Genomic DNA, 23,094 nt, shown 5'->3' with positions numbered 1-23,094 from the left:
GGGCCACTCCGGCTTTACATTTCTTTACATTCGCCCAGAACGCTCGAAACGTCGCTCAGTTAGCTTTCCTCCATTGCAGCAGGCGCTGCGGAGTGAAAGGAGACTAACGATGGAAAACGATGACAAGAACCTGTCGAGCCCGACCGCCAGCGAACCCGCTTCGAAGGGCTGGGGTCGGCGCGCCGCGATCGGCGGTCTCGCAGCCGTCACGGTTGTCGGGGGAATCGGTTATGCAGCCGCGCGCAGCGACGATTTCGGCTTCGGCATGGGTCGCTTCGGCATGGGTAGCCAGATGATGCACGCGCATATGGGAGGTGGCTTTATGGAACACCGGATCGGCTCCGTGCTCGACGAACTCGATGCGACACCCGAGCAGGAAGACAAGCTTTGGGATATCATCGACAAGGCGCGCTCCGAGATCAGGCCGACTTTCCGGGACTTCCGCGAGACGCGTGAGGAGGTTATCGAGCTCCTCGGCGCGTCGACCATCGACCGCGCGGCAGCCGAGAAACTGCGCAGTGAGCGCATTGCGGCCATCGACGAGGCCTCGCGCAAGATGACGACTGCGCTCCTCGACGCGGCGGAGGCGCTGACGCCGCAGCAGCGCGCCAAGCTCGTCGAGCATTTGAAGGAGCGCAGGGGCCACGGCCGGTGGTAAGACTTGCTCGGCTACTGCATGTTTCCTTAAGAACATGCAACAATTCAAAGTGCTACAGCGACCTTTGCGCGTCTGATAGGACGGGCCTGCTGTAGGCAACTCAAACGGAGCGCAAGAAATGGCGGAACGGGTCTTGATCGTTGACGACGACACGCGCCTATCCGCCATGCTCGCCGACTACCTCTCCGGAAACGGCTACACCGTCCACACCGCAGCGACGGCTACGTCGGGCCTTACCGACCTCGGTCGCCGTGCGCCTGATGTCGTGATCCTCGACGTCATGCTGCCGGACCTCGACGGCTTCGAAACCTGCCGGCGCATGCGCGCCGTCTCAGACGTGCCGATCCTGATGCTCACGGCCAAGGGCGAAGAGACAGACCGCATCATCGGGCTGGAGCTTGGAGCCGACGACTATCTGCCCAAGCCTTTCAATCCGCGTGAACTGCTGGCGCGGCTGAAGGCGATCCTGCGCCGCCGCAACGGTAGCGCGGCGGTTTCGCGGACCTTTCGCTTCGGGCGGCTGGAGATCGATCCGGGATCCCGCTCGGTCCGGATCGACGGCCGTGAATGTGCGCTGACCAGTTACCAGTTCGACCTGCTTGTGGCGCTCGCCGAAAATGCCGGCCGCACGCTGTCGCGCGAGCAGTTGATGGATGCGGTGAAGGGCGAAGAGCTGGATGCGTTCGACCGCTCCATCGATGTCCACATATCACGCATCAGGGCGGCCATCGAGAACGATCCCAAGCATCCGAGGCGTATCATTACCGTGCGCGGCGCCGGCTATGTCTTCGCTCGTTTCCAGGACGACGAGAGGTAAAGCATGTCGCCCAAAGTGTGCAGCGGTTTTGGGGCGACGACATGCGTAAAGCCAGGGATGCATGTCGCCCAAAGTGTGCAGCGGTCTTGGGGCAATGACATGCATCAAAGCAGAGACCTAGAGTGATGCGCAGTCGGCTGTTTCTGAAAATATACCTGACGCTGCTGGCAAGCCTTGCGGCGGTCGCTGTCGCCAGCGCGGCCTTCGTGTGGCTGGGGCAGGGCGAGGAGGAGTTGAGTTGGCAGAGCCAACGCGCGCGGTTTGTCACCGCGCTGATTCCGCCCGATATGGACCGGCGGTCGGTCGAGGCGACGTTAGAGCGGTTTTCACGGGCCTTCGACGCCGACATAGCGGTCTACGACCCGGGCGGCAAGCTGATCGCCAGCGCCGGCCGTCCGCTCCCACACGACATTATCGAGCGGCCGTGGCACCACGGCAGGGGCAACTTTCACATCATGGTGACCGAGCTACCCGACGGTCGCGCAGTAGCCGCGCGCATGGAGCGGCCTTTCCGCCCGGCCGGCCGCAATCCGCTCGCCTATCTGGCGTTGATCGCCGGCGTCATCGGGCTCGCCGCCTATCCCGTCGTGCGTCACCTTACCCGCCGGCTGGAGCGGTTACGCGGGGGGGTGGATGCCTGGGGCAGGGGCGATTTCGTGGCGCGTGTGCCGGAGGACGGCAGCGACGAGGTCGCGGCGGTGGCGAAGAGCTTCAACAAGGCCGCCGATCATGTCGAGCGGCTGATCAAGTCACACCGCGCTCTGCTCGCCAATGCCAGCCACGAATTGCGCTCGCCGCTTGCGCGCCTGCGCATGGCGATCGACCTCTATGAGCAGGCGCCGGACGAGAGCCGCAAGGCGGAGATCGTCCGCAATCTCGCCGAGCTCGACACGCTGGTCGAGGAGATCCTGATGGCGAGCAGGCTCGACCATGTCGAGAAGCTCGATGCGCCCGAGTCCGTCGACCTCCTGGCCCTCGTCTCGGAAGAGGGGGCGCGCAACGGCGTCGAAGTCTCCGGCTCGCCGGCGACTGTCAAGGGCGATGCGCGCCTTATCGGCAGGCTCGTGCGCAATCTCATGCAGAACGCGCTGCGCCACGGTGGACCACCTGTCACAGCCACTGTCGCGCGGGCGGGCGGCATGGTGGAACTCAGGGTCCGCGACCACGGCCCGGGCATACCGGATAGCGAGAGCGCCCGCGTTTTCGAGCCGTTCTACCGGCCCTCGGGGCGCAGCGAGGCGACGGGTGGCTGGGGCTTGGGGCTGGCGCTGGTGCGCCAGATCGCCGAACGTCATGGCGGCGCGGTCCGTTACGAACCTCCTTCCGGCGGCGGCGCGTGCTTCGTCGTGACGCTTCCGGTGCATCGGGTCGCCCGATGATGCACTGAAGGATGCCGCCCTTCGTCACTCTGGCTGCGATTTCCGGGTCCCACCGATTGCGGCCACTATCGTCAGATGTTCTCCTTGTGCGCTCGCATGGAACGGCTCTCCAGGAACTCAACCGGCCTGCGGTAGCGATGTTAGCGCGTCCGATTGGGCGCGCGGCGCAGTAGCAGCACCGGCAAGGCTCGCGATACCGACTAAGCCGTCGATTCTGGTAAGCCCCTGCGCTCCAGCTCGATGACGCTCGACCGATACACCCGGTACGATCTCGACGGGAATGCCTTCGTTTTCCAGCCGTCGGATCTCCTTGCGCATTCCGGCCGAAGCGGTGGGGTCGCCGGATTTGAGGCGCACCACGCGCTTGCCTGCCCGGACAAGATCTATCATCGCGCCGTGAACCTCTTCGTCGCCATCCGGCGCGCGGCTGCTCTGTCGATCGACGAAAAAGCGCTTTGCTTCCCGGCGGGCGAGTTCGAGCACTTCGTTCGAGGTTGGTTCGTCGAAGAGAATGACGTCGGCCGCCTGCAAGGCACGAACGGCCTTCAACGTCAGGAGTTCGGCATCGCCCGGCCCCGCGCCGACGACCGTGACGCGGCCGATGGAGACGGGGGTCGCGTGCAAGCAATCCACCTCCTCCATCAGCCGCGCCTCGACACCCTCCTCCGGTGTCTCCAGAAATGCGCGATCGACGAACCGCTCCCAGAAGGCGCGGCGCGGCGCGCCGGGATTCAGTCGGGCGTTGACCTTTTCGCGGAGCGCCTGCGCGATCGCCGCCCAGCCCTTGATCGCCGGTGGCAGCAGGGCTTCGATCCGGCGGCGGATGGCTTGCGCCAGGATCGGTGCCGCGCCGTCGGTCGAGATCGAAACGACGACCGGCGAGCGATTGACGATCGACCCGAACTGGAACTGGCAGAAGGCCGGCTTGTCGATGACATTGACGGGAACGCCCGCCGAACGCGCGGCATTGAAGAACGCCTCCGCTTCGGCATCGCCATCGCAATCGCCGATCGCAAGGGCGGCGCCGGAGAAAACGCCGCAGTGCCAGATTTGGTCGTGGTGGACGAGGCGGCCGTCCTCATGTGCGGCGCCGCGCTTCAGGAGGCCCAGAAAGACGTCGCTCAATTGCGAGCGCGGCGCGTGAAGATGAACCTCCGCCCCGCAGGCAGCCAGGAGTTCGGCCTTCCAGGCGGCGGCGTCGCTGCCGCCGGCAATCACGACGCGCTTCTTCTTCAAGCTCCAGAACAGCGGCAGGGTGGCGAGCGGAGCGACGCGTTGCGACGAGGGCAGTGCAGTCCGGTCATTCAGCGGCAGCGGCAAGACATCCATCGATGATCCCCCTGATCTCTGCGCGGCAGGAGCCGCAATTGGTGCCGGCGCTAAGCCTCTCGCCGATCGCCTCGACACTGTGACAACCGTCTCGAATTGCGCCGGTGATCTGGTTGACGCCAACGCCGAAGCAGGAGCAGACGGTCGCGCCCGGGTCCTCTCTGCCGGCGCCGGGGCGCCCCGCCGCGACCGCAAAGCGCATGCTGAGGTCGGCATGCGAGGCGCAAAGCTGGGAGACCGCCCAGTTGCGGGCGACCGCCACCGGCCGCGACGAGAGGAATAGGGCCGCAAGCAGCCGATCGCCGTCGAAGAATGCGAGGCGAAGCTCGCCGGACTGACGGTCGGTGTAGCCGATCGGCTCGATCCCGGCCGGAATGGAAAAGCTTTGCTGGCACCAGCCGATCCAGTCCAGTTCCGGTTCGGCGAAGGCAAGCTCAACCCGCCATCCGCCCTCGGCCTTAGCGAGTGCCCAATAGGCGGCATCCATTGCTCCGGGTTTCTGGGCGGAGACGGCGAAACCATAGGCCCGAGCGGCGAAGCGGGCAGCCTTGACGGCCACGTTTTTTGACGCCGGTTGCCCGGAAAACGGGTCGGTAATCGGCGGCACCAGCGCGTCGATGCGGGCCTTCGAAGCGAACTGGTCGTTCCAGTGCATCGGCACGAAGAGGCTTCCCTTCGCCTGCCGCTCAGTGAGAAGCGCCCGGACGATCGCTCGTCCGAAGGGGCTCTCGATCATCACCAGATCGGCATCAGCGACGGCAAGCTTTTGTGCGTCGCGCGGGTGGATTTCGGCAAACGGTTCGGCGATGTGGGCGGAGAGCCGGGCGCTCTTTCCGGTCCGGGTCATCGTGTGCCAATGGTCGCGGACGCGGCCGGTGTTAAGCGTGTAGGGATAGGCATCGTTTGCCCGTTTCGAGACCGACGCGCCGACCGCGACGAAGCTGGCTCGGCGATCCGGATGGTAGAACCCGCCCGCTGCGAAAAAACGTCTCTCTTGGGGCTGCGTATCCCGGGGCTGAGGCCACTGGAAGGGCTTCAGATCGTCGTAGGCCGCCTTGTCGATCGCCGCGTGCGCGCCGATGTCGAAATCGCGGCGGCCGTCGTTTTCGAAGCCGGAAAGGCCGGCATGTTCGGCGAAGACCTCGGCGGCGGAGGCATGGGCGAAGGCCTCGGCGAAGCCCATGCGCCGGCCGACCTCGGCCAATTGCCACCAATCGGGGCGTGCCTCGCCGGGCGCATCGAGGAAGGCGCGCTGGCGCGAAATGCGCCGTTCGGAATTGGTGACCGTGCCGTCCTTCTCGCCCCACCCAAACGAAGGCAGAAGCACGTGAGCGTGGCGGCTCGTATCGGTCTCCCGCAGGATGTCGGACACGACGACGAAGGGACAGGCCTCGATCGCGGCCTCGACCGCATGCGCATCGGGCATCGAGACGACCGGGTTTGTCGCCATGATCCAGAGCGCCTTGATCCGCCCGTCGGCGACGGCGCGGAACATATCGACCGCCTTGAGACCGGGCTTGCTCGCGATCGTAGGCGCGCGCCAGAAGCGCTGGACGAGATCACGGTGAAGGGGCTTTTCGATGTCGAGATGGGCAGCGAGCATGTTGGCGAGCCCGCCAACCTCGCGCCCGCCCATGGCGTTGGGCTGGCCGGTCAGCGAGAACGGGCCCATCCCCGGCCGGCCGATCCGGCTTGTTGCAAGATGGCAATTGATGATCGCGTTCACCTTGTCGGTGCCGGAGGCCGACTGGTTCACGCCCTGGCTGTAGCAGGTGACGACCTTTTCGGTTGTCTCGAACAGCCGGAAGAAATCGAGCAACTGCGTCTGCGAAAGCCCGGTCAGGGCCGAGAGCTCCGCGACATCTAATGCGGAAGCTTCCGCAAAGGCTTCCGCAAAGTCTCTTGTGTGCGCGGAAATATAGTTCTGATCGACGGCGCCACTCGCAGCGAGATGGGCGAGCAGGCCATTGAAAAGCGCCACGTCGCTGTCCGGCGCGAGCGCCAGATGCATGTCGGCGATGTCGGCGGTCATCGTGCGGCGCGGATCGATGACGACGACCTTCATCTCGGGGCGGTTCGCCTTGGCCGCGGCAAGGCGCTGATAAAGGACCGGATGGCACCAGGCGAGATTGGAACCGGTGAGCACGACGAGATCGGCAAGCTCCAGGTCTTCGTAAGCACCGGGAACCGTGTCGGAGCCGAAGGCGCGGCGGTGACCGGCAACCGAGGACGACATGCAGAGGCGCGAATTTGTGTCGATGTTCGCCGAACCGATAAAGCCCTTCATCAGCTTGTTGGCGAGGTAATAGTCTTCGGTCAGCAATTGCCCCGAGACGTAAAAGGCGACCGAATCCGGGCCGTGCTCGGCAATGCTTTCCGCGAAGCGGCTGGCGACGAGATCCAGCGCTTCGTCCCAGCCTGCGCGGCGGCCGCGGATCTCCGGATGGCGGAGGCGGCCGTCGAGATCGATGGTTTCGGCAAGCGCCGAGCCCTTGGAACAGAGCCGGCCGAAATTGGCCGGATGCTCGGGATCGCCCTTGACGCTGACTGCACCGTCTTTGCCCACGCGGGCGATGACACCGCAACCGACGCCGCAATAGGGGCAGGTGGTCTTTACGCTTTTCTCATGGACCGGTTCTGGCATTCGATCTTACCAATTCCTCGTTTGGACCCCGGATCGCGGCGGTAGGTATGGCCGGGAAAATGTTTCCTGTGCTGAAACCTCCCGGCAAATCAGCAGCAGGCGGGCAAAACAAAAACGCCATGCAATCAACCAAGTCACAAAGGACAAGGATGAATTACACAGCGTCGATGCTGGCGCCTGGATTTATAGGCTGGCGGCGGTTCCGCTCCGTTGCGGATGCACCGTTTGTAACGCGGTCAGCGCGACTGTCGCGGCTGACTTGCTTCACTCGTATATTGGCAAAAGACGGGTGATTGCACAAGATTTAATATTTTGCATCTAGTGCCTAAAAAGTGAGCAAATGCCCGCTCAGCTGGAGTCTTTCAGCAGCATGCCGAGAATTGTCAGGCTCAGGAGGATCGTCAGGCACTGCCAGAACAGCAGGGGATTGCGTTCCATCAGCGGCTGCGGACGAGCCCCGACCAGCTTTGGGTTTGGATGCGACAGGTCGTACACGAACTCCGACAAAGCCTGATATCGTTTGGTGGGATCGGGGTGGACCGCCTTGCGGATCGCGGCCTCCACCCAGTCCGGTACGTCTGGCCGAATCTCACGCAGGCTGTCGAAGCGCAGTTTCTGCTGCTGTTTCCGGTTTCTCGTTCGCGCCACGGCGGCGCCGTAGGGCAAACGGCCAGTCAGCATCTGGTAGGCGATTACGCCGAGCGAATAGAGGTCCGACAGCTCGCTGCCCCGCTCTCCGACAAAATATTCCGGCGCCGCATACTGCATCGTACCGAGTATGTCGCCGCGATCGAGATCTGGCGCCGCCTCAATCACGCCGGCCACCAGGGCCGAACCGAAGTCGATGATTTTCACGGTGCCGTTCCGATCGATCATGAGGTTTTCAGGGCGCAGGTCCTGGTGGATGATTTCCTTGCGATGAAGAGCGCGAAGCCCGTCGGCAATCTGACCAATGATGTCGCGCATGGCGCGTAGTTCGGCTCGCGGGCGGTCGGCCATCCATTGGGCAAGGGTCTCGCCGTCGACGAACTCGGTAACGAGATAGAGAGATTGGCGCGGTGCCAGCGGATGGCGGCTCCTCAACACATGCACGCTCGAAATGCGGCGTGCGATCCATTCCTCCATTGCGAAGCGCCGAAGGTAGTTCTCGTCCTCTCGCATGTCAGCCGATGTAAATTTCAATGTCACGCTATCCCCGGTTTGCGGATCGGTGGCGAGAACGATGTGGCTGCGGTTACTTGCATGGATTTGCCGATGAATCCGGTAGCCTTCGAACTCCCCAGGCACCCGGGGCAAGGGCGCCGGAGCCAGCGAATCCGTCCTGTCGAAAACCGGCTCCAGATCGCCTTCAGGCAAGGCCTCGATCCGGACGATCTGGATCGTCAGGTTATCGCTGCTTCCCGCTTCGTATGCCGACGCGGCAATATCAGCCGCTGACGCAGCAAGGTCGGCGCTCGATGCGATGATTGCGGCGATCTTGCGGGACGAAATGCTGTTGTGGATTCCGTCGGTCGTCAGCACGAAAACATCCCCGGCCTGTACATCCAACCGGCGGTAGTCGATTTCGACGGACGGCAGCAGCCCAAGCGCCCGGCCGAGATAGCTTTCGCTCTGTGACGGCGCCAGGCGGTGGTCGGTGGTGAGCGGCTCGAGATTACGGTCGGAGAGTCGCCAGATGCGGCTGTCGCCGATATGGAAGAGATGCGCTCTTCGGCCCTTCAAGACGAGCGCCGAAAACGTTGTCACATGAGCGTGGTCGCGATCCTCGATGCCCCGGTTCTGCGCGTTGAGCCAGGAGTTGGTCGCGTCGATAACACGGCTTGCGGCGGTCTTTACGGTCCAGGCATCGGAGGTACAGTAATAGTCTGTCAGGAAGCTCTTGACCGCGGTCTCCGCGGCAATTTGACTGACCGGGCTCGATGAAATGCCATCGGCAATCGCGACGGCGACACCCTTCATCATGAGGCCGGCGCCGTCCGGGACGACGGCGCCATGGAAATCCTGATTGATCGCCTTCCGGCCCGCTGCCGAATACTGGCCGAGCGAGACCTTGAGCTTGCCCGACTCGAGAGACTTCAACATCCAATCTTCCCAACAGGAAGCGGTCCCGCCGTCTTCCGGCGGGACCAGCAGGTCACGTTTTCACATCATTCGGCGGCGACGAGTCGCGTGGCGGGCTGTTCGGTTCCCTTGCGGCTCGGCGAGGTCTTGTAATGGGTGGCGTAGATCATGCCACCGACGAAGGTAAGGCCGCCGACGAGGTTTCCGACGACGGTCGGGATTTCGTTCCAGAGGAAGTAGTCCATCCATGTGAACTGACCGCCGAGCATGATGCCCGAAGGGAAGAGATACATGTTGACGATCGAGTGCTCGAAGCCGAGATAGAAGAAGATCAGGATCGGCATCCACATGGCAATCACCTTGCCGGACACCGAGTTTGACATCATTGCCGCGATAACGCCCGTCGAGACCATCCAGTTGCACATCACGGCCCGTACGAAGAGCGTCAACATGCCAGCGGCTCCAGCGGCCGCATAACCGAGCGTTCGCGACTCGCCGATAGTGCCTATCTTTTGCCCGACCGCGTTCGGTTCCTGCGAAAAACCCATGGTGAAGATGATTGCCATGAAGACGGCGGTAGTCATTGCGCCCGCGAAGTTTCCGACAAAGACGAGGCCCCAGTTGCGCAGCACCCCACCGATGGTCACGCCGGGGCGTTTGGCGATCAGCGCCAGCGGCGCCAGGGTGAACACGCCGGTCAGCAGATCAAAGCCCATGAGGTAAAGCATGCAGAAGCCGACCGGAAAGAGCAGGGCTCCGATCAGCGGCTCTCCCGTATTGACGTTGATGGTGACCGCGAACGCTGCCGCGAGCGCCAGGATGGCACCGGCCATATAGGCACGGATCAGAGTGTCCTTTGTGGACATGAAGACTTTGGACTCGCCCGCATCGATCATCTTCGTGGCGAATTCCTGGGGTGCTACGTAGGACATCGCGCTTCCTTTTCGCGTTCAGAAACGGCTCAGCGAGCCGCATGGTTGTTTGCAAGGTCGAGATAGATTTCTCGTCCCTCGATCCGGACCGGGAAGGTTGATGTCCTTCCATCGTCCGCGCCTTGGGCTTCGCCCGTTTCAAGTGAAATCACCCAGTTGTGGAGCGGACATGTGACGCAGCCGTCATGAACGATCCCCTCGCTGAGCGGCCCGTTCTTGTGCGGGCATTTGTCTTCCAATGCGAAGATGCGATCATCGACGGTCCTGAAGACAGCAATCTTCGTTTCGCCCTTGTGGACGCGGCGTGAACCCTGGCGTGGGATGTCGTCGACGGTGCCGACCAGAATCCACGCGGCCTCAGTTCTAAGATTGTGAGCGTTCATTCCGCTGCTTCCTTCTGGATGACGGCCATCGGCCTGAACTCATGCTTGTCCTTGCCGGAGACGCGCTCCGACCAGGGATCGACCTGAGCGAATTTCTGGCTGAAGACAAAGCGGTCGAAATAGGCCTTGCGCTTGTCAGCGTCGTCCATGATCTGGCGGCGGATCTCGTCGAGACCGACGCGTTTCGCCCATTTGTAGATGCGTTCGAGGTAGCGGGCCTGCTCGCGATACATCTGCGTCAGGGCGACGATGTGCTCCAGGGCCTCGTCCTCGGTCTTGACGAGCCCAAGGACCTCCGTGCCCTTGATGTCGAGTCCGGCCGCACCGGCGAAATGGATCTCGAAGCCGGAGTCGACGCAGATGACGCCGACGTCCTTGCAGGTCGCTTCCGCGCAATTCCTTGGACAGCCCGAGACGGCCATCTTCACCTTGGCGGGAGTCCACGAGCCCCACATGAACTTCTCGATGCGGATGCCGAGCCCGGTGGAGTCCTGGGTGCCGAAGCGGCACCATTGCTCGCCAACACAGGTCTTCACCGTCCTGAGGCCCTTCGCGTAGGCCTGGCCGGATACGAAACCGGCCTTGCCGAGGTCGGCCCAGACGGCGGGCAGGTCCTCCTTCTCGATGCCGAGCAGATCGATGCGCTGGCCGCCGGTCACCTTGACCATCGGCACGTTGAACTTGTCGACAACGTCAGCAATGGCGCGCAGTTCCTTCGAGCTGGTGACCCCGCCCCACATGCGCGGGACCACCGAATAGGTGCCGTCCTTCTGGATATTCGCGTGGACGCGCTCGTTGATGAAGCGTGACTGGTAGTCGTCGGCATATTCGTCCGGCCAGTCGCAGACGAGATAGTAGTTGAGCGCCGGCCGGCACTTCGCGCAGCCGCAGGACGTCTTCCATTCGAGCTCCTGCATGACGGCGGGAATGGTCTTCAGCTTCTTCGCCTTGATCAGACGGCGGACGTCGTCGTGTCCGAGCTCTGTGCAGTTGCACATCGGCTGGACGGCGGCCGGGTTGTAGCTGTCGCCGAGCGTCAGCGACATCAGCTGCTCAACCAGACCGGTGCAGGAGCCGCAGGAGGCGGACGCCTTGGTGTGGGCGCGCACGTCGTCCAGCGACGTCAGGCCCTTCCCGGTGATCGCCCCGACGATCTTGCCCTTGCAGACGCCGTTGCAGCCGCAGATCTCCGCATCATCCGGCAAGGCTGCAACGGCCGCCATAGGGTCCAGCGGGGACCCTCCCTGGTAGGCCTGACCGAAGATCAGCGTGTCGCGCATCTCGGTGATGTCGGTGCCGCGCTTCATGAGGTCGTTGAACCAGGCACCGTCCGCGGTCTCGCCGTAGAGTACCGTGCCGATAATGCGGTTCTCCCTGAGTACCAGGCGCTTGTAGATGCCGGCAGTGGCATCGCGCAGCACGATTTCCTCTCGCCCCTCGCCATCGGCGAAGTCGCCGACCGAAAAGAGATTGATGCCGGTCACCTTGAGCTTCGTCGGCGTATCGGAATGGACGAAGGCGGCGCTACGTTCTCCGGCAAGATGGGCGGCGGCCACCCGTGCCATTTCATAAAGCGGCGCGACGAGACCGTAGACCATGCCTCCGACTTCAGCGCATTCGCCGAGCGCCATGATGTCCCCGTCCGAAGTCTGCATGCCTGCGTCGACGACGATGCCGCGATTGACGGCGAGGCCTGCCTCTTTGGCAAGACCGACATTCGGCCTGATGCCGACCGCCATCACGACCAAAGTTGCCGGAATGATGCGCCCGTCGTCGAGCTCGATGCCCTCGACCTTACCCTCGCCAACGATCCGTTTGGTATTTGCCTTGGTGATGACCTTGATGCCGCGCTCCTCGACCGCCTTCTGCAAGAGATAACCGGCGGCCGGATCTAACTGGCGTTCCATCAGCGTCGGCATGACGTGCAGCACGGTGACGTCCATGCCACGCGCCTTCAGACCGGCTGCCGCCTCCAGGCCGAGCAGGCCGCCACCGATGACGATCGCCTTTTCGCGCGACTGGGCGGCAAGCAGCATCGCCTGCACGTCGTCTAGATCGCGATAGGTGATGACGCCGCGCAGATCCTTGCCGGGAACGGGGATGATGAAGGGCACCGAACCGGTGGCGATCACCAGCTTGTCGTAGCTTTCCGTGACGCCGTGGTCGGAGGTGACCGTCTTGGCGTGACGATCGATCGCGACGATCTTGTGGCCCTTGTAGAGAGTGATGCCGTGCTGGATGTACCAGCCGTCGCCGTGAATGACGATCTGCTCGTAGGTCTTTTCGCCGGAGAGAACCGGCGACAGCATGATGCGGTCGTAATTGACGCGCGGTTCGGCGTTGAAAATCGTTACTTCATAGCGCCCGGGCGCCTTTTCGAAGAGTTCCTCCAGCATGCGGCCCGGCGCCATGCCGTTGCCAACGATCACCAGTTTCTCAGTCATCATTTCACTCCGCGGCTTGTTTCTTGAGAGTTTGGGCGGACAACATGGTTCGGGCGGCGCGCTTGTTCCGGATCGCTTCGAGATGTTCGGGATCGGGGTTAGCGCCGCCTTCATAGGCCTCCAGGAAGTCCAGGAGTTCCTCGCGGTAGGCATAGTAGTCGGGGTGCGACAGCAGCTCCTTGCGCGAGCGCGGCCGGGGCAGGTTCACTTCCATGATGTTGCCGATCCGCGCGTTCGGGCCGTTCGACATCATCACCACGCGGTCTGCGAGCAGGATCGCCTCATCGACGTCGTGCGTGACGCAGATTGCCGTCACCTGGGTCCGCTTCCACACGTCCATCAGCACTTCCTGCAGCTCCCAGCGAGTGAGGCTGTCGAGCATGCCGAAGGGTTCGTCGAGGAGGAGCAGCTTCGGCGACAGCGCGAACGCCCGGGCGATGCCGACACGCTGCTTCATGCCGTTTGACAGGTCGGCCGCGAGCCGGTGCATCGCATCGCCGAGGCCGACGCGCTGCAGGTAATATTCGACGACGTCGCGCCGCTCGGCCGGCGTGGCGTCGGGATAGACGCGGTCGACCCCGAGCGCGACGTTCTCGCGGGCGGTCAGCCAGGGAAGCAGCGAGGGGGCCTGGAAAACCACTGCGCGGTCCGGGCCGGCGCCCGAAATTTCCCTTCCGTCGAGGATGATGCCGCCCGACGAGATCGGGTTGAGGCCGGCCATCATCGACAGCACGGTCGACTTGCCGCATCCGGAATGCCCGATAATCGAAACGAATTCGCCCCTGTTCATCTTGAGGTTGAAGCCGTCGACCACCGTCAAGGGACCTTTCGGCGTCGGATAGACCTTCCGCACCTCGAAAAATTCGACGTAGCTCTTCTCGATCGCGGAGCGCGCCTTTCGGGCATAGGCATCCGGCAGCTTGGCACCGGCCAGCTTCTGCGTGATCGGCACGACGTTCGGCAAGGCGACGGCGCCGCTTTCGGCCGTATTGCGCCCTGCGCCCAGGTCCATCAAATATTCGGTGACGGCGCCGCGAAGGCGGATGAACTCGGCGTTCGAGTTGATTTCCGCGCGGTCGCGTGGGCGCGGCAGGTTCACCTCGAAGCTCGGCCCCAGCGATGCCATCGGGCCGGGCGTCAAGGGAATGATCCGGTCGGCGAGCAGGATCGCCTCGTCGACGTCGTTGGTGATGAGGATGATCGTCTTCTTTTCCTTCGACGAAATCTCGGCGAGTTCGTCCTGAAGCTTCGACCGGGTGAGCGCGTCGAGCGCCGAGAGCGGCTCATCGAGCAGGAGCACGTCGGGCCGCATCGCAAGCGCTCTTGCCACGGCAACACGCTGACGCATGCCACCCGAGAGTTCCGCGGGCCGGCGCTCCGTCGCATGGGACAGACCCACCATCTCGATATAGTACTGAACAATCTTCGCTCTTTCCGCCTTGTTCTTGCCGGAGTGCACCGCATCGACCGCGAGGGCGACGTTGGCGCGGACCGAGAGCCAGGGCATCAGCGAATAGGACTGGAAGACGACCCCCCGCTCCGGCCCGGGACCCGACACTTCCTTGTCGCGGAAGAGCACCGCGCCCAGATCCGGCATCGTCAGGCCGGCGAGAAGGGAAATCAGCGTCGATTTGCCCGAGCCGGAAAAGCCGACGATGGCGATGAACTCGCCTTCCTCGACCTTGAGGTTTACGCCCGAGAGGACGTCGTTGCGCGACTTGCCCTCGCCGAAGGACTTCGAGACATCGCTCAGTTGAAGAATTGTCATGGGCGCCTCCTACCGGTTCGACGTGAAGGTGAAGGCGGACTGGAGGGCATACATGACCCGATCCAGAATGAAGCCGATGATGCCGATCGACAGGACCGCAACCATGATGCGGGCGAGCGAGTCAGAGGAACCGTTCTGGAATTCGTCCCATACGAACTTTCCGAGGCCGGGGTTCTGGGCGAGCATCTCAGCCGCAATCAACACCATCCAGCCCACGCCCAGCGACAGCCTGAGCCCGGTGAAGATCAAGGGAAGGGCGGACGGGAGAACGAGCTTGCGGATCGTCGTCGCGGTCGAAAGCTGCAGGACCTTGCCGACGTTCATCAGGTCCTTGTCGATCGAGGCGACGCCGAGCGCGGTGTTGATGAGCGTCGGCCACAGCGAACAGAGGGTGACGGTCACCGCCGAGATCACCAGGGACTTCGGCAGAAGGCTCGACGGATCCGCATAAAGTGCCGAGACGACCATGGTCACGATCGGCAGCCATGCCAGCGGCGAGACCGGCTTGAAGATCTGGATCAGCGGATTGATCGCGCCGCTGATCGTCTTGGACAGACCGGAAGCGATTCCGAGCGGTACGGCGACCAGAGTCGCGATGACGAAGCCGAGTCCGACCGTCATCAGCGACGTCGCGATCTGGTCGATATAGGTTGGCTTGCCCGTGAACACGCGATGCTTGACCTGCCCGGGCTTGCCCTCGGCGACGAGCTTGGCGTTGCGTTCGTCCTGCCGGGCATAGAAGGCGGCTGCCTTGCTCCGTTCCGCAAAGTGGTCCTGGAGGAGTACGTTCGCCTGGCCGAAAACGGCTGCGGGGCCCGGAATGGCGCCGAGTGAGGTTTGAACCTTTGGCGCAAGAAAGCCCCAGAGGGCCAGAAAACACAGGATGCCGGCAAGCGGCACCAGCAGCACCTTGCGGATCTCTGACATCTGCTCGGCGACATTGTCGCCGGCGGCCATGCGCAGGATCGGGGTCACCCAACCAAGCCCGAGCACGTTGAGCCAACCGGCGGCCTTGTTGATCCGCTGAAACAGACGCTCTCGTCGCGCGAGTTTCGATTGAGCCACGGTGATCGCTTGAGTCATGGATTTGTCTCATCTGTTGGAATTGTGGTCTCGGAACCGGCGGCCTCGGATTTCGCGCCGCCGGCACGAAGTTCAGCCGCCGACGACGTCCGACCCGGATATCGTCTGTCCGTTCTTCAGCCCGATCTTGAGCGAGTCGATGTATGCGTTCGGCGCCTTCGCATCGAAGGCGACACCGTCGATGAAGTCGGAGGTCGGCGCCCTGTAGCCGTCGGTGCCGAAGGGGAAGTCGCCCTTGGCGGCGGTGCCCTCTTCGACCAGCATCTCGGCTGCCTTCATGTAGATGTCCGGCAGGTAGACGGATTTGGCCGTTTCCGCGTACCAGGCATCGTCCTTGTGCTCGGCGATCTGACCCCAGCGGCGCATCTGCGTCAGGTACCAGATGGCGTCGGAGTAGAACGGATAGGTCGCGTTGTGGCGGAAGAACACGTTGAAGTCCGGAACGTCGCGCTTGTCGCCCCGCTCGTATTCGAAGGTGCCGGTCATCGAGTTCGCGATAACGGCCGCGTCGGCGCCGACATATTCGCTGCGCGACAAGATTTCGACGGCCTCTGCCCTGTTGGCATTGTTGTTTTCGTCCAGCCATTTGGCTGCGCGAATGAGCGCCTTGGTGAGCGCAAGCGTCGTGTTCGGGTATTTTTCGGTAAATTCCTTGGTCAGCCCGAAGACCTTCTCCGGATTGTTCTTCCAGATTTCGTAGTCGGTCACGACCGGTACGCCGATGCCCTTGAAGACCGCAGCCTGGTTCCAGGGCTCGCCGACGCTGTAGCCGACGATCGTGCCGGCCTCGAGGGTGGAGGGCATCTGCGGCGGCGGCGTCACCGAAAGGAGCGCGTCCGCTCTGATCTGTCCCGCGACGTTTTCCGGTGAATAGAACCCGGGATGGATGCCGCCGGCAGCCAGCCAGTAGCGAAGCTCGTAATTGTGGGTGGAAACCGGAAACACCATGCCGAGATTGAACGGCTTGCCCTCGGCCTTGAACGCATCCACGACGGGCTTCAATGCGTCGGCCTTGATGGGGTGGACCGGCTTGCCGTCGTCGCCGAGCGGAATGTGCTCCTTCATCATCGCCCAGACGTCGTTCGAGACGGTGATGCCGTTGCCGTTCAGGTCCATGGAGAAGGGCGTGACGATATGCGCCTTGGTGCCGAAGCCGATCGTGGCGGCGAGCGGCTGGCCGGCAAGCATATGCGCGCCGTCCAGTTCGCCGGTTATCACGCGATCGAGCAGCACCTTCCAGTTGGCCTGCGGTTCAAGCGTGACGAACAGACCCTCCTCCTCGAAGAAGCCCTTTTCGTAGGCGATCGCCAGGGGCGCCATGTCGGTGAGCTTTATGAAGCCGAGCTTGAGTTCGTCCTTCTCGAGTTCCAGCATTTCGGCGGACGCGAAAGAGCTGGCGCCGACGTAGAGCGCAGCCGCCCGGGTGGCGACGGTCGAACACTTCGCGATTTTTCCAGTGGAAGGCCTGCTCATGCTGTTCTCCTGTTTATCGGCGATGGGAGGTTCGCCTGCGGTTGCGACGTTCGGGACAAAAGAAAAAGGCTGCCAAAACCGAATCCGACGCTCTGCCTCGTTCAGAGCGCGTTCCCGGTTTGGCAGCCTTGCCTTCTGCGCCCTTCATTGGACGCTGATTATTTCGAGCGGACCCTATGGCCCTACGCTTTCGTCAATGCAGGATCCGTGCCAGTTCGCAGCTACGCCGATTTCTTCGGTTTTTCAGGGATGTACCCAAAGCGCTGATCCACTGGTGAGTGGCCCTTAAGCTGTTCCTTGAATAAATTTTGCGCAGTGCACAATTATCGAGCAGTGGCGGGAGGCGGGTTCAGCGCTGGCTCGCGACATAGTCGTCGAGCCGGTCCGGGTCGAAGATCCGGCCATCGAAAAAGCCGTCAGGGCCCAGAACGAGTCCTTTTTCCGAAGCGCCGACCGGCGCCGCGACGGTCAGGGCGCCCTCGACCTTCATGTTGGCGCCAGGCATCGGTGCGGCGATCGGCCTCAGCGCCTGGCGGTAGATGTCGGGCCGGTAGGTATCACGCGCGCGCTCGGCCAGTGCCGCTGAATGGGGCGTGTGTCCCCAGCGCACCATCTGGCTGTAGAACCAGAGGGCATGGCTCTGCCAGGGAAAGGTGGCGCCCTTGGCGTGCGGGACAAAGAACTCCGGAATATAGCCGGTCGCGCCGCCGCCAAGCGTCAGTCGGCCCGTAAGGATCGGCATCAGCCTCTCGCGCGGCAGATCAAGATAGGCAGGGGTGCTCATCAGTGCCGCGAGTTCTTCGTGATTTGCGCTTTCGCCGCACCACATCGAGCTTCGGTAGAGTGCGCGCAGCAGGGCGTCCAGCGCCGGGCGGTTTTCCGAGGCGAACCGGGCCGAAACGCCGAGCACCTTTTCCGGGCTCAGCCGCCAGATCGATGCTTTGGTGGTGGCAATACGCCCGGCATGGCTTGCGACCGCAACGCTGTTCCACGGTTCGCCGACGCAGAAGCCGTCGATCGCCCCGGTCGAGAGCGCATCCGCCATCAGCGGCGGTGGAACCACGACGATCTCGACGTGCTTCTCCGGGTCGATGCCGCAGCCGGCGAGCCAGTAGCGCAGTTCGTAGTTATGGCCGGAGAAAGGGTGCACAACGGCAAAACGAAGCGGCGGCTCGCCCGAGGCGCGGCGGCGTTCGACGATGCGCCTGAGTGCTGCGCCATTGGCGCTCGGGTCAGTGCCGGGGCCGGCGTTCTCGGCAGTCATGCGCCTCCAAAGGTCCTGCGAGACCGTCACCGCATTGCCGCCAAGTCCGAGCGCAAGGGGTGCCACGAGTTCCAGCGACAGCGGCGTCAGGCCGAGATTGGATGCAATTGGCATTGGCGCCAACATGTGGGCCGCCTGGAAATGGCCGACGGCGATCCGGTCGCGAATATTGGCCCAGGACGTTTCGCGAACCAGATGCACCGACAGGCCCTCGTCTCCGACGAAGCCCTTCTCGATGGCCGCGACCAGCACCGCGCTGTCGAACAGCGGCATGAAGCCAAGAGTGACGTCGGCAGTGGCAGCCATTCAAAGGTCCTCCAGCAATCCCGCCGCCAGTACGAGGCTTTGTGCGATTTCGGCTATTTTTCGGTTTTGGTTCATCGCGGTCGTGCGCAGGAGTTTGTAGGCCTCCTGTTCGCCGATGCCGCGCGACTTCATCAAGATGCCCTTGGCGCGATCGATTACCTTGCGATCTGCAAGCTCGCTTCGCGCGTCCGCCAATTCGCGTTCCATGCGCGAAAAGGCGTTGAAACGGCTGATCGCCATGTCGAGGATCGGCTTCACACGTTCCTGCCGCAGCCCGTCGACGACATAAGCCGAGACGCCGGCATCGATCGCCGCTTCGATCATGCGGCTGTCGGATCGATCGACGAACATGGCAATCGGGCGCTTAACCGAGCGAGAGAGCTGGAACATGCTCTCCAGCAAATCGCGATTGGGATTTTCGAGATCGATGACGATCACGTCCGGCTGCAACCGTTCGATCACGCGCCCGACACCATGGACGTCGTGCACGACGCTTACGCGGCTGTGGCCGGCATCGCGCAGTCCCGCCTCGATGATCGAGGCACGGATGGCGTTCTCGTCAATCACGAGAATGGTCAGGTCGCGATGAATCATGCGGCGATCATGATGCAGTGCAGCAAATTTCGCAACATACCTGCCTAAAAAATTTGCGCTTCCGCAGGTTGCATGAATTTAAGGCGCAAGCGAGCTCGGCATCACTCGGAACGGCCGAGGCTTGAACCGCTCTGCACGCCCCTCCATCTATTTTGAACACAGCGTGCCAATTCTTTCGCTCCTTTGGTGGGCGGCGATGGTCACTGCTGCTTGAGGATCAGATCATGGGTTTCATGGACAAGGAAATAGCGCCCGTCGATGACGGCGCGCTGACGGACGCCTATTCGCATGCAATTGCCGGGGCGGTCGACGTGGTCGGCCCTGCGGTCAGCCGCATCGAGCGAGTGGGTGGCAGGGCCGGTCACGGCTCGGGCTTCGCCATCTCTTCCGACGGGCTGATCGTGACGAACAATCACGTCGTCGGGGATTCCAAGGCCGTCCGCATCACGACGCCAGACGAGTTCGTGACGGAAGGTCGCGTGCTCGGTCGCGATGTCGACACCGACATCGCGCTCATCCGGGCGAACTCGGGCGTCGGAGCCTGGGCGCGCCTGGGGGATTCGAAACGGCTGCGGCGCGGGCACATCGCCATTGCCATCGGCAATCCGTTAGGTTTCGAATGGACCGTCACCGCCGGCATCGTCTCGGCGCTCGGACGCACGATGCGGGCGGCAAGCGGGCGGCTGATGGACGACGTGATCCAGACCGACGCCGCCCTCAACCCTGGAAATTCGGGAGGGCCGTTGGTCTCCTCGAGCGGCGAAGTGATCGGGGTCAACACGGCCGTGATCCAGGGAGCGCAGAGCATTGCCTTCGCGGTCGCCTCGAACACGGCAAATTTCGTGATTTCCGAGATACTCAGATACGGCCATGTCAGGCGGGCGTTCATCGGCATCGCCGGCGATACGATTGAGCTGCCGCGCAGGATCGCCCTGGCGGCGGGGACCGACCAGACGACATCGGTTCGGCTGAGACGGTTGGAACCCGGCGGGCCAGCCGAGCGCGGTGGCCTTCGGGAAGGCGACTACGTCCTGGCGATCGACGGCAAGCCCGTCAGCGGCGTTGACGACGTCGTGAGGCTGATGGACGGCAGCAGGATCGGTCAGGCGACCGAATTCCTGATCTTCTCAGTGGCGGGCAAGATCGAAACGAGGACGCTGGCGCCGGTCGCGCGTTCATGAGCTGCCTACTGCTTGTCCTTAGGTCGAAATCGATTTAAGGACAAAATCATGCGGAAATCCAAAGCTCTACAGCGACCTTTGCGCGTCCAATTAGACGCGCGGCGCTGTAGGCCGACTTGCCAACGGTGAAGCGGCGGAGCGGTACCCCGATGGAAACCGCTCCACACGCAGTGCCCCCTCTTGAAACGACGCTGTTCCGGACGGAAAACCGTTCCCCGAAACGGCTTAGCAGCGGCCCAGGCTGCCCAGTGCCATCAGGTCGACCGTTGGTAGGACGTTCTTGTCGGCGATGTATTCGACTTCCTGGAGCAGGGAGGCCAGGGCCAATTCCAGGCAATATTGCACGCCTTCGACGTTCAACGTCTTGGCGGTGTCCCGCGCGTAGCTGACGAGCCGGGCAAGGGCGAGGAGTTCCTTCTCCTTGTCTTCTACGTCGATGGATAGCGTAATGGCTTGCTGCATGACTGCCCCCAGTGCATTCCGGGTCACTGCGACCCGCTCTCGTGCACAAATATAGCGTGACTTTGCCGCTGTGGGCGTGACACGAGCGTGACACACGCTGAATGGGAAATGCGGGCATTCCTACGTCTGAGGTTGATTAAGCAAGACCTTCCACATACTCGTCGAATTGAACGCCCAGTTCGGCCTTCCGCCGCGGAGTTCGTCCGGTTGAGCCCTGACCATTTCGAAAAGCTCAAGCGCATCAACACGCTTCTGATCGACCAATCCCTGATGCAACCTGGCCGATAGAGCGGCGCGATCGCCGTCCGTTTGAAGGTCCGCGTCGGCGACGATGGCCGCCCATGTACGCCGTTTGTAGAATATTTGCCCGGCTGCCGCCTCGATCCGCGCTGCATCTCCGGCGGTAATCAAGCCGCTCTGCCGCAGGCGGGCCAGCGTCGCGTGCACGTTAACAAGTGGGATCGTCAGGGGCGCGTAGCCGAGCTCGGCGGGGGCGTGAAGCAGGGCCACATCCGAGTCGTCCGCCAACTCTCCTGCGGTATACCGGCGATATATTTCTCCGACCCCGATCATTCCGAAGGACGCACATTCGGCCGCGCGCAGGGCACCCATGCTCGCAGCCCCAAAGACCTGCACGCCCTGCGAAAGGGCGAACAGTATCTCTTTGTGCCAGACCGGTGCGACATGTTCGAAGTTGCCGTCGACGAGGCCGATGACCGTTGCGCCACCTCGGACGACACGAAGCATATCCCCCTGTATAGCAGGCGGAAGGACCGCGAAGTCCGTGCCGGCCATTTCGTGTGCATCGGGGACGGTCGGACCCACAAACACGACCTTCATGCCACCTCCAGTGCCCAGGACAGCGCCCGGGTGCCGAAGCGACGCTTGCGGTCGCCCTCCGGGTTCTCCAGGTCCGGAACGAAGATTTTGACCACAGAAAATGGCTGGCCATTGCCAAGCAGCGGCACGGAGACGACCGGACCGACGCCAACCTCCCGGAGCCGCTGCAAGACGAAGGACAGGAGCGCATCCGGTCCTCCTGCTTGAAAGGCCCATACCGGCGTCGTTTCGCGAGGCGCAGCCCCGAACAGCCTTCGCGTCTGCTCCGGTAGTGGTCGAACGAACGTTTCCGGATAGACGTCGTCACGCGCGCCGCTGATATAGGTAAGCCTCGATTGGGCTGCTTCGGTCACGGCACGGATGGCCGCCCGCGGTGCATTCGGATGCGCCCCGTGCCCGACAGTGACATGGTGGAAAAGCGGCGCCTTCGCCGTAAGGATGTCTTTTCCGGCAACCACGGCGGTGAAGCACGGTATGCCGATGTCGCTGGTGATGTCGACCAGGCGCAGCTCGAGATTGGCCGCGGCGATCTTCCCGGCCATGGCGTCGAGCACCGGATCGCCGAGCGACTGCGGCGCGACGCAACCTCGAAGCCGCGCGGGCAACGGCGAAAGGCGCCAAAGGACGTCCGCGTCACGCTCGATCCGCTCGAGGAGCCCATGCAGCGCCGCCTCCGTTTCCGTATTGCCGGAGGCAAGTCCATCGGACGATTGCCAGTAGCGGCAGTTCTCCAGCGTTCTGTCGAGCAGGCTCGCTTCCAGCGGAACCCATGTTGCGGCCCCCCCGTCAAGGTTGCGGCCGAGGATCCAGCGGATGGGCTCGTCATCGCCAAGGTCGGGCTGCGCGCTGGCGATCAGCCCTGGCAGAGCCAGGGCCTCGTCTCCTTCGGCCAACAGTTCTCTACGGCTTGCAACTCTTGCCGATACACCCGGCGCACATGCGACGGCGCGTTCGAGCGCCTCCATGGCGGCCGAAACCTTGGCGTCGATATCCGTTATGCCCTTGCCCTGATTGATGACCAGTGACTTCGAATTCGGAGAGACGGCATTCCAGACCGGTATGCCGATGCAATCCAGTCCGGTCAGGCGCGCAAGCCGCGTGATGCCGAACTCCGGCAAAAGAGGCTCGATCCGGCCGAAGGTGGTTTCGGCGGTGCAGATCCGATCGGAATAGCGGATTGAGTCGGACATGGCTTTGAAGGACGCCTGGGCGGCAGTCCCTTTGGTCTGCCGCCCGTCGCGCGCATGGCCGGCGGTCAGCCGTCCATGAAACCCCCGAAGACGGCGTCGGCGGTACTTGCCGCAGCTGCAAGATTGACGGTTTTGACGACCGTGGAGCCGGACTTACGCAAGGCATCGGCGTCGGCCAGCGCGCCCTGCTTGGGCGGATCGATCCTGGTGACGGTCCCCGCCTTGAGATCCGCAAGCCACAAATGATCCTCTCCGGCAATGCCGAAAACAACAACTCCAGCCATTA

19 protein-coding genes are annotated in these 23,094 nt (G+C 63.0%); 4 read left to right on the top strand and 15 right to left on the bottom strand.

The annotated features are described in order from the left end of the window. The first annotated feature begins 109 nt into the window (after positions 1-109). The 3 genes from QN219_RS18400 to QN219_RS18390 all read left to right on the top strand — a co-directional run bounded on the left by QN219_RS18400 (position 110) and on the right by QN219_RS18390 (position 2,854). Entirely contained in the window at positions 110-658 is a 549-nt protein-coding gene (locus QN219_RS18400; RefSeq protein WP_284001257.1) for a Spy/CpxP family protein refolding chaperone, read from the top strand. Positions 659-776: 118 nt separating this feature from the next. Next, complete coding sequence (locus tag QN219_RS18395) at positions 777-1,475, top strand: response regulator transcription factor (protein ID WP_284001256.1); 699 nt, start codon at positions 777-779, stop codon at positions 1,473-1,475. A 125-nt stretch (positions 1,476-1,600) separates the two neighbouring features. After that, on the top strand, positions 1,601-2,854 hold the full coding sequence (locus QN219_RS18390) for a HAMP domain-containing sensor histidine kinase (RefSeq protein ID WP_284001255.1): 1,254 nt from the start codon (positions 1,601-1,603) through the stop codon (positions 2,852-2,854). A 117-nt stretch (positions 2,855-2,971) separates the two neighbouring features. On the opposite strand, the gene QN219_RS18385 is transcribed toward QN219_RS18390, so the two are convergent. The 11 genes from QN219_RS18385 to QN219_RS18335 all read right to left on the bottom strand — a co-directional run bounded on the left by QN219_RS18385 (position 2,972) and on the right by QN219_RS18335 (position 19,135). Then, positions 2,972-4,183, bottom strand: a complete 1,212-nt coding sequence (locus QN219_RS18385) for a siroheme synthase (protein WP_284001254.1) — start codon at positions 4,181-4,183, stop codon at positions 2,972-2,974. Further along, positions 4,155-6,827: a nitrate reductase gene (locus QN219_RS18380; RefSeq protein WP_284001253.1), complete on the bottom strand. Its 2,673-nt coding sequence runs from the start codon at positions 6,825-6,827 to the stop codon at positions 4,155-4,157. Before QN219_RS18380 ends, QN219_RS18385 begins: the two co-directional genes overlap by 29 nt. Positions 6,828-7,175: 348 nt before the next feature. After that, positions 7,176-8,909 carry a bifunctional protein-serine/threonine kinase/phosphatase gene (locus QN219_RS18375; RefSeq protein WP_284001252.1) on the bottom strand — a complete coding sequence of 578 codons (1,734 nt, stop codon included), beginning with the start codon at positions 8,907-8,909 and terminating at the stop codon, positions 7,176-7,178. Positions 8,910-8,974: 65 nt separating this feature from the next. Then, positions 8,975-9,820 (bottom strand): formate/nitrite transporter family protein, encoded by an 846-nt coding sequence (locus tag QN219_RS18370; protein ID WP_284001251.1) that lies wholly within the window; start codon positions 9,818-9,820, stop codon positions 8,975-8,977. Between the two features lie 29 nt (positions 9,821-9,849). Further along, positions 9,850-10,203 (bottom strand): nitrite reductase small subunit NirD, encoded by a 354-nt coding sequence (gene nirD, locus QN219_RS18365; RefSeq protein ID WP_269285980.1) that lies wholly within the window; start codon positions 10,201-10,203, stop codon positions 9,850-9,852. Next, positions 10,200-12,647, bottom strand: coding sequence for a nitrite reductase large subunit NirB (gene nirB / locus QN219_RS18360; protein ID WP_284001250.1), 2,448 nt, complete (start codon positions 12,645-12,647; stop codon positions 10,200-10,202). The genes nirD and nirB overlap by 4 nt, the downstream gene beginning before the upstream one ends. Before the next feature lie 4 nt (positions 12,648-12,651). Then, positions 12,652-14,415, bottom strand: coding sequence for a nitrate ABC transporter ATP-binding protein (locus QN219_RS18355; RefSeq protein WP_284001249.1), 1,764 nt, complete (start codon positions 14,413-14,415; stop codon positions 12,652-12,654). Positions 14,416-14,424: 9 nt separating this feature from the next. Next, on the bottom strand, positions 14,425-15,498 hold the full coding sequence (locus QN219_RS18350) for an ABC transporter permease (RefSeq protein ID WP_284001248.1): 1,074 nt from the start codon (positions 15,496-15,498) through the stop codon (positions 14,425-14,427). Positions 15,499-15,570: 72 nt separating this feature from the next. Further along, a complete protein-coding gene (locus tag QN219_RS18345) occupies positions 15,571-16,971 on the bottom strand; it encodes a CmpA/NrtA family ABC transporter substrate-binding protein (RefSeq protein ID WP_284001247.1) in 1,401 nt (466 codons plus the stop codon). A gap of 349 nt (positions 16,972-17,320) precedes the next feature. Further along, the gene (locus QN219_RS18340; protein ID WP_284001246.1) at positions 17,321-18,541 is read right to left on the bottom strand and encodes a CmpA/NrtA family ABC transporter substrate-binding protein; all 1,221 of its coding nucleotides are present in this window, start codon (positions 18,539-18,541) and stop codon (positions 17,321-17,323) included. Then, positions 18,542-19,135, bottom strand: a complete 594-nt coding sequence (locus QN219_RS18335; protein ID WP_284001245.1) for an ANTAR domain-containing response regulator — start codon at positions 19,133-19,135, stop codon at positions 18,542-18,544. Positions 19,136-19,359: 224 nt separating this feature from the next. On the opposite strand from QN219_RS18335, the gene QN219_RS18330 reads away from it, so the two are divergent. Next, positions 19,360-20,316: a S1C family serine protease gene (locus tag QN219_RS18330; protein ID WP_284001244.1), complete on the top strand. Its 957-nt coding sequence runs from the start codon at positions 19,360-19,362 to the stop codon at positions 20,314-20,316. A 225-nt stretch (positions 20,317-20,541) separates the two neighbouring features. Here the strand turns inward: QN219_RS18330 and QN219_RS18325 are convergent, their stop codons facing one another. From QN219_RS18325 to QN219_RS18310, 4 genes are all read right to left on the bottom strand, one after another. Further along, positions 20,542-20,778, bottom strand: coding sequence for a hypothetical protein (locus QN219_RS18325; protein ID WP_173512183.1), 237 nt, complete (start codon positions 20,776-20,778; stop codon positions 20,542-20,544). A 120-nt stretch (positions 20,779-20,898) separates the two neighbouring features. Further along, the gene (locus tag QN219_RS18320; protein WP_284001243.1) at positions 20,899-21,618 is read right to left on the bottom strand and encodes a TfuA-like protein; all 720 of its coding nucleotides are present in this window, start codon (positions 21,616-21,618) and stop codon (positions 20,899-20,901) included. Beyond that, positions 21,615-22,808: a YcaO-like family protein gene (locus tag QN219_RS18315; RefSeq protein ID WP_284001242.1), complete on the bottom strand. Its 1,194-nt coding sequence runs from the start codon at positions 22,806-22,808 to the stop codon at positions 21,615-21,617. Before QN219_RS18315 ends, QN219_RS18320 begins: the two co-directional genes overlap by 4 nt. Positions 22,809-22,873: 65 nt before the next feature. Continuing rightward, the gene (locus QN219_RS18310; RefSeq protein WP_173512186.1) at positions 22,874-23,092 is read right to left on the bottom strand and encodes a hypothetical protein; all 219 of its coding nucleotides are present in this window, start codon (positions 23,090-23,092) and stop codon (positions 22,874-22,876) included. Positions 23,093-23,094 lie beyond the last annotated feature (2 nt).

Origin of the sequence: Sinorhizobium sp. 8-89 (assembly GCF_030124325.1) — a bacterium.
GTDB lineage: Bacteria > Pseudomonadota > Alphaproteobacteria > Rhizobiales > Rhizobiaceae > Sinorhizobium.
The sequence above is the reverse complement of the archived record's forward strand: the minus strand, read 5'-3'. Positions and strand labels throughout refer to the sequence as shown.

Bases quoted from the DNA above. Each gene is read 5' to 3' on its own strand.
- QN219_RS18400 (WP_284001257.1), top strand. From the start codon at position 110: ATGGAAAACGATGACAAGAACCTGTCGAGCCCGACCGCCAGCGAACCC.
- QN219_RS18395 (WP_284001256.1), top strand. From the start codon at position 777: ATGGCGGAACGGGTCTTGATCGTTGACGACGACACGCGCCTATCCGCC.
- QN219_RS18390 (WP_284001255.1), top strand. From the start codon at position 1,601: ATGCGCAGTCGGCTGTTTCTGAAAATATACCTGACGCTGCTGGCAAGC.
- QN219_RS18385 (WP_284001254.1), bottom strand. From the start codon at position 4,183: ATGGATGTCTTGCCGCTGCCGCTGAATGACCGGACTGCACTGCCCTCG.
- QN219_RS18380 (WP_284001253.1), bottom strand. From the start codon at position 6,827: ATGCCAGAACCGGTCCATGAGAAAAGCGTAAAGACCACCTGCCCCTAT.
- QN219_RS18375 (WP_284001252.1), bottom strand. From the start codon at position 8,909: ATGTTGAAGTCTCTCGAGTCGGGCAAGCTCAAGGTCTCGCTCGGCCAG.
- QN219_RS18370 (WP_284001251.1), bottom strand. From the start codon at position 9,820: ATGTCCTACGTAGCACCCCAGGAATTCGCCACGAAGATGATCGATGCG.
- nirD (WP_269285980.1), bottom strand. From the start codon at position 10,203: ATGAACGCTCACAATCTTAGAACTGAGGCCGCGTGGATTCTGGTCGGC.
- nirB (WP_284001250.1), bottom strand. From the start codon at position 12,647: ATGACTGAGAAACTGGTGATCGTTGGCAACGGCATGGCGCCGGGCCGC.
- QN219_RS18355 (WP_284001249.1), bottom strand. From the start codon at position 14,415: ATGACAATTCTTCAACTGAGCGATGTCTCGAAGTCCTTCGGCGAGGGC.
- QN219_RS18350 (WP_284001248.1), bottom strand. From the start codon at position 15,498: ATGACTCAAGCGATCACCGTGGCTCAATCGAAACTCGCGCGACGAGAG.
- QN219_RS18345 (WP_284001247.1), bottom strand. From the start codon at position 16,971: ATGAGCAGGCCTTCCACTGGAAAAATCGCGAAGTGTTCGACCGTCGCC.
- QN219_RS18340 (WP_284001246.1), bottom strand. From the start codon at position 18,541: ATGGCTGCCACTGCCGACGTCACTCTTGGCTTCATGCCGCTGTTCGAC.
- QN219_RS18335 (WP_284001245.1), bottom strand. From the start codon at position 19,135: ATGATTCATCGCGACCTGACCATTCTCGTGATTGACGAGAACGCCATC.
- QN219_RS18330 (WP_284001244.1), top strand. From the start codon at position 19,360: ATGGGTTTCATGGACAAGGAAATAGCGCCCGTCGATGACGGCGCGCTG.
- QN219_RS18325 (WP_173512183.1), bottom strand. From the start codon at position 20,778: ATGCAGCAAGCCATTACGCTATCCATCGACGTAGAAGACAAGGAGAAG.
- QN219_RS18320 (WP_284001243.1), bottom strand. From the start codon at position 21,618: ATGAAGGTCGTGTTTGTGGGTCCGACCGTCCCCGATGCACACGAAATG.
- QN219_RS18315 (WP_284001242.1), bottom strand. From the start codon at position 22,808: ATGTCCGACTCAATCCGCTATTCCGATCGGATCTGCACCGCCGAAACC.
- QN219_RS18310 (WP_173512186.1), bottom strand. From the start codon at position 23,092: ATGGCTGGAGTTGTTGTTTTCGGCATTGCCGGAGAGGATCATTTGTGG.